Origin of the sequence: Paracoccus beibuensis (assembly GCF_026162625.1) — a bacterium.
Classification (GTDB): Bacteria; Pseudomonadota; Alphaproteobacteria; order Rhodobacterales; family Rhodobacteraceae; genus Paracoccus; species Paracoccus beibuensis.
Genome location: NZ_JAOTBD010000029.1, coordinates 39,842 through 46,489 on the forward strand (window position 1 = coordinate 39,842; position 6,648 = coordinate 46,489).

The following is a 6,648-nucleotide window of genomic DNA, read 5'->3' on the forward strand; positions in this document are numbered from 1 at the left end:
CAAGCATGAAAACCGCCATAGTCACCGGTGCCGCGCGCGGCATCGGCCTTGCCACCACCCGCCTTCTGCAGTCGCAGGGCTGGCAGGTGGCCCTTGTCGACGTCGACGCAGCAGAGCTGCAGACGCTGGACATCCCCGGCTGCAAGACCTTCGCCTGCGACGTGTCCGACCCCCATCAGGTGGCGCGGATGGTCGCGGAGGTGGTCGGCTGGTCCGGCCGCATCGACGCGCTGGTGAACAACGCAGGCGTCGCGGACTTCCGTCCGCTGGCCCAGACGGACCTTGGGACGTGGCGCCGGATCATGGCCGTGAATTTGGACAGGGTGTTCCTGACCTCTCAGGCGGTGATCCCGCATCTGCGTGAAAGTTGCGGGTCGATCGTGAACATCGCATCCATCTCGGGGCTGCGCGCCAGCACCTTGCGCGTGGCCTACGGGACGTCGAAGGCGGCGGTGATCCACCTGACCCGCCAGCAGGCGGTGGAACTGGGCGAATGGGGCATCCGCGCCAACTGCGTCGCCCCCGGCCCTGTCGGCACGAAGCTGGCGCTGGCGGTTCACACGCCGGCGATCCGCGCGGCCTATCACGACGCCCTGCCCTTGAACCGCTATGGCCGCGAATCCGAGATCGCCGAAGCCATCGCCTTCCTCTGTTCAGACCGCGCGTCCTATGTCACCGGCCAGGTGCTGGCCGCCGATGGTGGGTTCGAGGCGGCGGGCGTCGGCCTGCCCGCCCTCCGGCAGGACCCGTCCTAGGCGCTGCGGCGCGGGGCCGCGACCGTTGCCTTGCCGTCGTCGGTCATCCGCGACATCACGCTGGCCGCCAGCGCGCCCGAGATGTTGTGCCACACGAATACGGCCAGTGCCTTCATCACGATGTCCTTTTCTGCACGATCCTGTCGCAGCCTGTTGCAAGCGCGGCCGTAGTCCCGCAACACGTCAAGCGCACGCCGTCCGATGCGGCAAGCCGCAGGGCAACTGCTCGATCCGGCGCCAGCCGCAGCGTGCCTGCAGCCCACCAGCGCAACCCGAATGAAGCAATTCCCGATTGATCAACCCGGAGAATGGCCTGCGAAGACTGCACGGCGCTATTTTTGGCGGTCCGCTTGGCAAAGGACCGTGAAATCTGGCTTGATGCGCTGCGCGAGGTGAAGGTGGCGCAGGTCGTGCTGCACCATTGCCGCCTGGCGATCACCGCCAAGCTGAAAGACGCGGGAACGCACTTCCATCACTTGATCGACAATATCCACGACATGATCGGCCTTGTCCGCATCCCGGCCCTCCTGATCTGTTCCGGCATCGTCTTCTCCGCCCCCCCCCAAGGCGTGGCTGAGGTTGGTTCGTCCGGCGGCGGCTTGGCTGGACGCTGTGGATCGTTCTGGTCTGGGGTTGGCTCCAGATCGGCGTGCCGCTTTATCCGTGGCTGGGTAGCAACCTGCCGACGCGGCTGAATCTTCTGCTGCTCGACCCGATCGGCAACATGTGGTTCGTCTATGCCATCGCGCTTCTCGGGACCTTCTGCATGGTGCTGCGCCCGGCAGGTGGCGCGGCGATCGTTGCGGTGGCGGTCCTTGCGTCGGTGCTGATGATGGAAACGTTTTCGGATGAACCTTCCGCAGGGCCTGCACCTGACCACCTGGAACCTGGGGATCCGCGGGTTCCTGTTCTTCGCCGTGGGCTTCGTCTTCGCCCAGCAGCTGAGGAAACCGCGCCGGGGTCATTGGACGACCTGCGTGGCGGCGATTTTGGCCTGGGCCGGTTCCTATCTGCTCTATCTGGATGCCGACGCGTTCCGCAGCTATCACCGGCTGGCGCTGGCGGTCCCGGCCACGTTGGCGACGGTTCACATGCTGCAGTTCCTGCTGGCGCGCCTGTCGGCAGTCGCGCAGGCAACGGCCTTCCTGGGTCGCCGCGCGCTGGAAATCTTCCTGCTGCACCAGTTCTTCGTCGACGGCTTCTTCATGGCGCTGCGCCCGCTGGCCCGACAGGCCCCGGGCGTGACGATCCTGGCGCTGATCGTCCCGGCGACGCTTCTGCTGTCGGTGGCGGCGGCCTACCTCTTGCGCAGCATGCCGGGCGACCCGATGTTTTCGACCCGCGCAATGGCGGCGCCCGCCTAGTCGCGGATCAGTTCCACAAGGACCTCGCGCAGTTGCGCCTCGCAGGCGGCGGTTTCGCCGTCGTCCTCCAAGGCCTGTGCCTCGCCCAGAAGGGCGCGGGCCTGCAGGATCTCGTCGCCACCCTCGCCCGCCTCGTCGGCCTCTTCCACGGCTTCGGCCTCTTCGGGCGGGTCCTGGTAGGGGACGGTCGGCTCGATCACCTCGCCCTCGTTCATGGCCTGCGATTCGCGGGCACCGGCGACGCCCTGGCCGCCGGACGAGGTCGACATCGACAGCTTCGCCGCCTCGTCCAGCACCTCCTCGAGAAAGGCGATGCGATCGGCGCAATTTGCCGCGGCGGGGCCGGCGGCGATGCCGATGCCCAAGGCCAGCAGGATCTTGGTCAGTGCCATGGGTTTCTCCTCAGCTGCGCAACTGGTCGCCGACGGGCAGGCTGCGGATGCGCTTGCCGGTGGCCGCGAAGATCGCGTTGACGATGGCGGGGGTGACGGGCGGCAGGCCAGGTTCGCCCACCCCGCCCATCGGTTGGTCGTAGCCACCCGAACTGACCAGGTGGACGTTGATCTGGCGCGGCGCCGTCTCCATCCGGGGGATCAGGTAGGTGTCGAAGTTGTCCTGCTGCGCACGCCCGTCCTGGAACGTGATCTGCGACGTCAGTGCCTGTCCGACGCCCATGATGACCGCCCCTTCCATCTGTGAACGGATGCGGTCGGGGTTCACATGCGCGCCGCAGTCGACGGCGATTTCCACCCGCGGCACGCGGACGGTGCCGTCCGTGACCTCGACCTCGGCCGCGACGGCGACGTGGGTGACGAAGCTGTAATGGGCGGCCAGTCCCAGCCCGCTACCCTCCGGCATCTGGCGGCCCCAGCCGATGGCATCGGCCACGGTTTCGGTCACCCGGCGCAGGCGACCGGTGTCGATGGGATAGCGTTCAGGGTTCTCGCCATAGTTCCAGACGTCGCCGATCTCGCTCGGGTCGATCAGCCGCTCGGGGCCGATCACCTCCAGCAGATAGTCGCGGGGGTCGCGCCCCGCCGCGTGGGCCAGTTCCGCGACGAAGGACTGAATCGCGAAGGCGTGGGGGATGTTTGACACCGACCGGTACCAGCCGATCCTGACATGCGCGGGCGCCTGCGGGTTTTCCGCGCGAACGTTGGGGATGTCCAGCGGCATGTTGGTCAGGCCCATGCCCAGCTCGAACGGCAGCTTTTCCTTGGGATCCGGGGCGAAGATCGACCCGATGGTGGGCGCGGCAGTGCGGTGCAGCCAGGCGACCGGCTTGCCCGCTTCGTCCAACCCCGCCTCCATCCGCTCGACCGAGACGGTATGGTAGAAGCCGTGATGCAGGTCGTCCTCGCGCGTCCAGGTGACCTTGACCGGCGCGCCCATCGCCTGGCTGAGAATCGCGGCTTCAAGCACGAAATCGGGCTTGGACTTGCGCCCGAAACCGCCGCCGAGCAGGGTGACGTTGACGGTCACCTTGTCTTCGGGGATGCCCAGCCTTTCGGCCAGGCGCAGCCTGGTCACCTGCGGCGCCTGCACGCAGGCCCAAGCCTCGGCGCTGCCGTCGCGGACATCGACCACGGCGGCCGGGGGCTCCATCGGGGCCTGTGCCAAGTGCGGGATGTAGTATTCTGCCACCACCCGTTCGGACGCGCCAGCCATCGCCTCGTCCACGTCGCCCCGGTTCAGGACCAGCTTGCCGTCGGCGGTGCTGACCGCCTCCTCGAGCTGCGCGCGGAAACTGTCCGAGGAATAGGTGCCGTGCTCGCCGTCCTCCCATTCGATCTTCAGCGCCTCGCGGCCCTTCATTGCGGCCCAGGTGTTTCGTGCTACCACGGCGACGCCGCCCAGGGGCTGGAAGGCGGTCGGGACGGTGGGCGGGTCGATGGTGATTACCCGCTCGACACCCGGAACCTCCAGCGCGGCGCTGTCATCGAGGCTGGCGACGCGGCCGCCGAAGACCGGCGGGCGGGCGATCACCGCATAGAGCATCCCGTCCAGCCGCACGTCTATCCCGTAGGTCGTGTGGCCGGTGGTGATGTCCATGTTGTCCACAAGGCCGATGCTGTCCTTGCCGACATAGCGGAACTCGGCCGGGTTCTTCAGGCGCAGCCCCTCGCGATCGGGAACGGCCAGCTCGGCGGCGGCGGCGGCCAGTTCGCCATAGCCGAGGGTTCTTCCCGATGCTTCGTGCGTGACCTGGTGGTTCGCGGCGCGGACCTCCTCGACCGGTACGCCCCATTGCTGGGCCGCGGCTTCCTCCAGCATGGTGCGGGCGGCTGCCCCGGCGCGGCGCATGGGCTGGAAGAAATGCCGCAGGCTACGCGATCCGTCGGTATCCTGGTTGCCATATCGCGGCTCGTCACCCGGCGCCTGCGTCACGCGAACCTGTTCCCATTCGGCGTCCAGTTCGTCCGCAACCACCATTGCGATCGAGGTGCGCACGCCCTGCCCCATCTCGGACCGATGCACCGTCACGGTGACGATCCCGTCGGGCGCGATCGAGATGAAGACGTTCGGGTCGTCCTGCCAGCCATTGGGCATGGCGTCGGCACCGAACTTCACGGGCTCTTCCGGTTCCTGTGCGCGGGGCGGCAGACCGACGGCCAGAACGAGGCTGCCCGCCCCCATGCCCAGCAGGACCGAACGGCGGCTGACATTTGCAATGCGCATTACTTGCCCCCCGCCTGTGCGGCCTGCTGGATCGCGGCGCGGATGCGCGGATAGGTTCCGCAACGGCAGAGGTTCGCGGTCATGACCGTATCGATGTCCTCGTCGGTCAGATCGGGCGTCGAATCGACCAGGGCTGCGGCCTGCATGATCTGGCCCGCCTGGCAGTAGCCGCATTGCGACACGTTCAGATCCCGCCAGGCGACCTGCACCGGGTGGTTTCCGTCGGGTGACAGCCCCTCGATCGTTTTGACCTGCGTGCCCTCGGCCACGGCCATCGGCGTGACGCAGGCGAAAGTCGGATAATCGTCCATGTGCACCACGCAGGCCCCGCACTGGGCGATGCCGCAGCCGAACTTGGTGCCGGTCAGCCCCAGTTCGTCGCGCAGGTACCACAGAAGCGGCATGTCCGGGTCACCATCGAACTGACGGTCTTCACCGTTGACGCTGAGGCTGATCATGGCGGGTTCCCCTTCTGGCTCTCAAGTGCGGCTGCTGGACGGCGGGATCGGCCGTGGCGCACAACGTTCGGGCGCCCCAAGAGGTTCCTCTTTTCCTGCGGTTGCCGTCACCGAACCGACACCGCGCCGTCACCGACCTGTCGCGTTGTTGCGGCACGCAGGCCGCAACGAAACGATGACCGGGATGAAAACTTTGCACGAAAGCGCCCTCCTGACCTCGGCCCTTGCCATTGCGGCCGCCATGCCCGCCATGGCCGACACGACCTTCAACCGCATCGCGTCCTTCGCGATGCCCGGCAACATGGCCGTGGACGAGGACCGGGGCCGCGAAGCCTCGGCCGAGGTCATCTCGGTTTCCGAAGACGGCAACACGCTGGTCTATTCCGACAGCCCCCTGGGCGTGCTGGGCTTCCTGGACATCACCGACGCCGGTGCGCCGAAGCCGCTTGGCAATGCCGCGATGGAGGGCGAGCCGACCACTGCCGTCATCATCGGTCGCCGGGGTCGACACCTCGACCTCGTTCGCCGAACCTTCGGGGCAACTGCGGGTCCTCGACCTGGCCAGCCGAGAGGTCGTGCAGTCCTGCGACCTGGGCGGCCAGCCCGACTCGGTCCGCCAAGGCCCCGGACGGCAGCTTCGTGGTCAAGCTTCCGGTGCGTGACCGAGAGGTGGATTGCGACGGCCTGCAGCGGATCGAGCTGACGGGGCTGGCCGACATTGCGGGCGACGACTCCGAGCCTGAATATGTCGACATCAACGACCAGGGCAAAATCGTCGTCACGCTTCAGGAGAACAACCACATCGCCATCATCGGCGCTGACGGCACCGTCGCCGCGGACTTCAGCGCCGGCACCGTGTCGTGGAGGGCGTCGATGCCATGGAAGACGGCGCGCTGTCGTTCGCCGACAGCCTAGCCGACCTTCCCCGAGAGCCGGACGGTGTGAAGTGGATAGACGACGACCACTTCGCCACCGCGAACGAGGGCGACTATGAAGGCGGCTCGCGCGGCTGGTCGATCTTCGACCGCCAGGACAACGTGGTCTACGATTCGGGCGCCACGTTTGAACAGGCCATCGTGCAGATCGGCCACCATCCGGACAAGCGCTCGGATGCGAAGGGCGTCGAACCCGAAAGCATCGACGTGGCCACCTTCGATGGCACACCCGATGCCTTCGTCGCGTCCGAGCGCGCCTCGGTCATCGGCGTCTATGACGTGACCGACCCGGCGGCACCGCGCCTGACGCAGCTGCTTCCGTCGGGCATCAGCCCTTAGCAGGACGCTGAATTAGTCCCCGATCAGGAACGGCGTTTCTTGGGGTTTCCGGAAGAGGCGCTGGATACCGTGGGTCACCGGCCTGGGACCGGCGGCCGGTTCCCTCCCGCGGGTCTCA

At 67.3% G+C, this 6,648-nt stretch carries 6 protein-coding genes and 1 pseudogene; 4 read left to right on the forward strand and 3 right to left on the reverse strand.

Annotated features, from left to right (window positions below):
• The first annotated feature begins 5 nt into the window (after window positions 1–5).
• The 3 genes from OC159_RS15250 to OC159_RS15260 all read left to right on the forward strand — a co-directional run bounded on the left by OC159_RS15250 (window position 6) and on the right by OC159_RS15260 (window position 2,119).
• Window positions 6–755 (forward strand): SDR family NAD(P)-dependent oxidoreductase, encoded by a 750-nt coding sequence (locus OC159_RS15250; RefSeq protein WP_265502030.1) that lies wholly within the window; start codon window positions 6–8, stop codon window positions 753–755.
• 308 nt (window positions 756–1,063) lie between these two features.
• Entirely contained in the window at window positions 1,064–1,450 is a 387-nt protein-coding gene (locus OC159_RS15255; protein WP_265502031.1) for a hypothetical protein, read from the forward strand.
• Window positions 1,451–1,603: 153 nt separating this feature from the next.
• Window positions 1,604–2,119, forward strand: coding sequence for an acyltransferase family protein (locus OC159_RS15260; RefSeq protein ID WP_265502032.1), 516 nt, complete (start codon window positions 1,604–1,606; stop codon window positions 2,117–2,119).
• On the opposite strand, the gene OC159_RS15265 is transcribed toward OC159_RS15260, so the two are convergent.
• From OC159_RS15265 to OC159_RS15275, 3 genes are read right to left on the reverse strand one after another with little or no spacing between them, the layout of a single operon-like run.
• Entirely contained in the window at window positions 2,116–2,511 is a 396-nt protein-coding gene (locus OC159_RS15265; RefSeq protein WP_265502033.1) for a hypothetical protein, read from the reverse strand. The genes OC159_RS15260 and OC159_RS15265 overlap by 4 nt on opposite strands.
• 10 nt (window positions 2,512–2,521) lie before the next feature.
• On the reverse strand, window positions 2,522–4,798 hold the full coding sequence (locus OC159_RS15270) for a xanthine dehydrogenase family protein molybdopterin-binding subunit (protein ID WP_265502034.1): 2,277 nt from the start codon (window positions 4,796–4,798) through the stop codon (window positions 2,522–2,524).
• Window positions 4,798–5,256 carry a (2Fe-2S)-binding protein gene (locus tag OC159_RS15275; RefSeq protein WP_265502035.1) on the reverse strand — a complete coding sequence of 153 codons (459 nt, stop codon included), beginning with the start codon at window positions 5,254–5,256 and terminating at the stop codon, window positions 4,798–4,800. Before OC159_RS15275 ends, OC159_RS15270 begins: the two co-directional genes overlap by 1 nt.
• A gap of 184 nt (window positions 5,257–5,440) precedes the next feature.
• Between OC159_RS15275 and OC159_RS20210 the strand changes: the two are divergent.
• Window positions 5,441–6,527 (forward strand): annotated as a pseudogene (locus tag OC159_RS20210) (esterase-like activity of phytase family protein); the annotation flags it as partial.
• Between the last annotated feature and the right edge of the window lie 121 nt (window positions 6,528–6,648).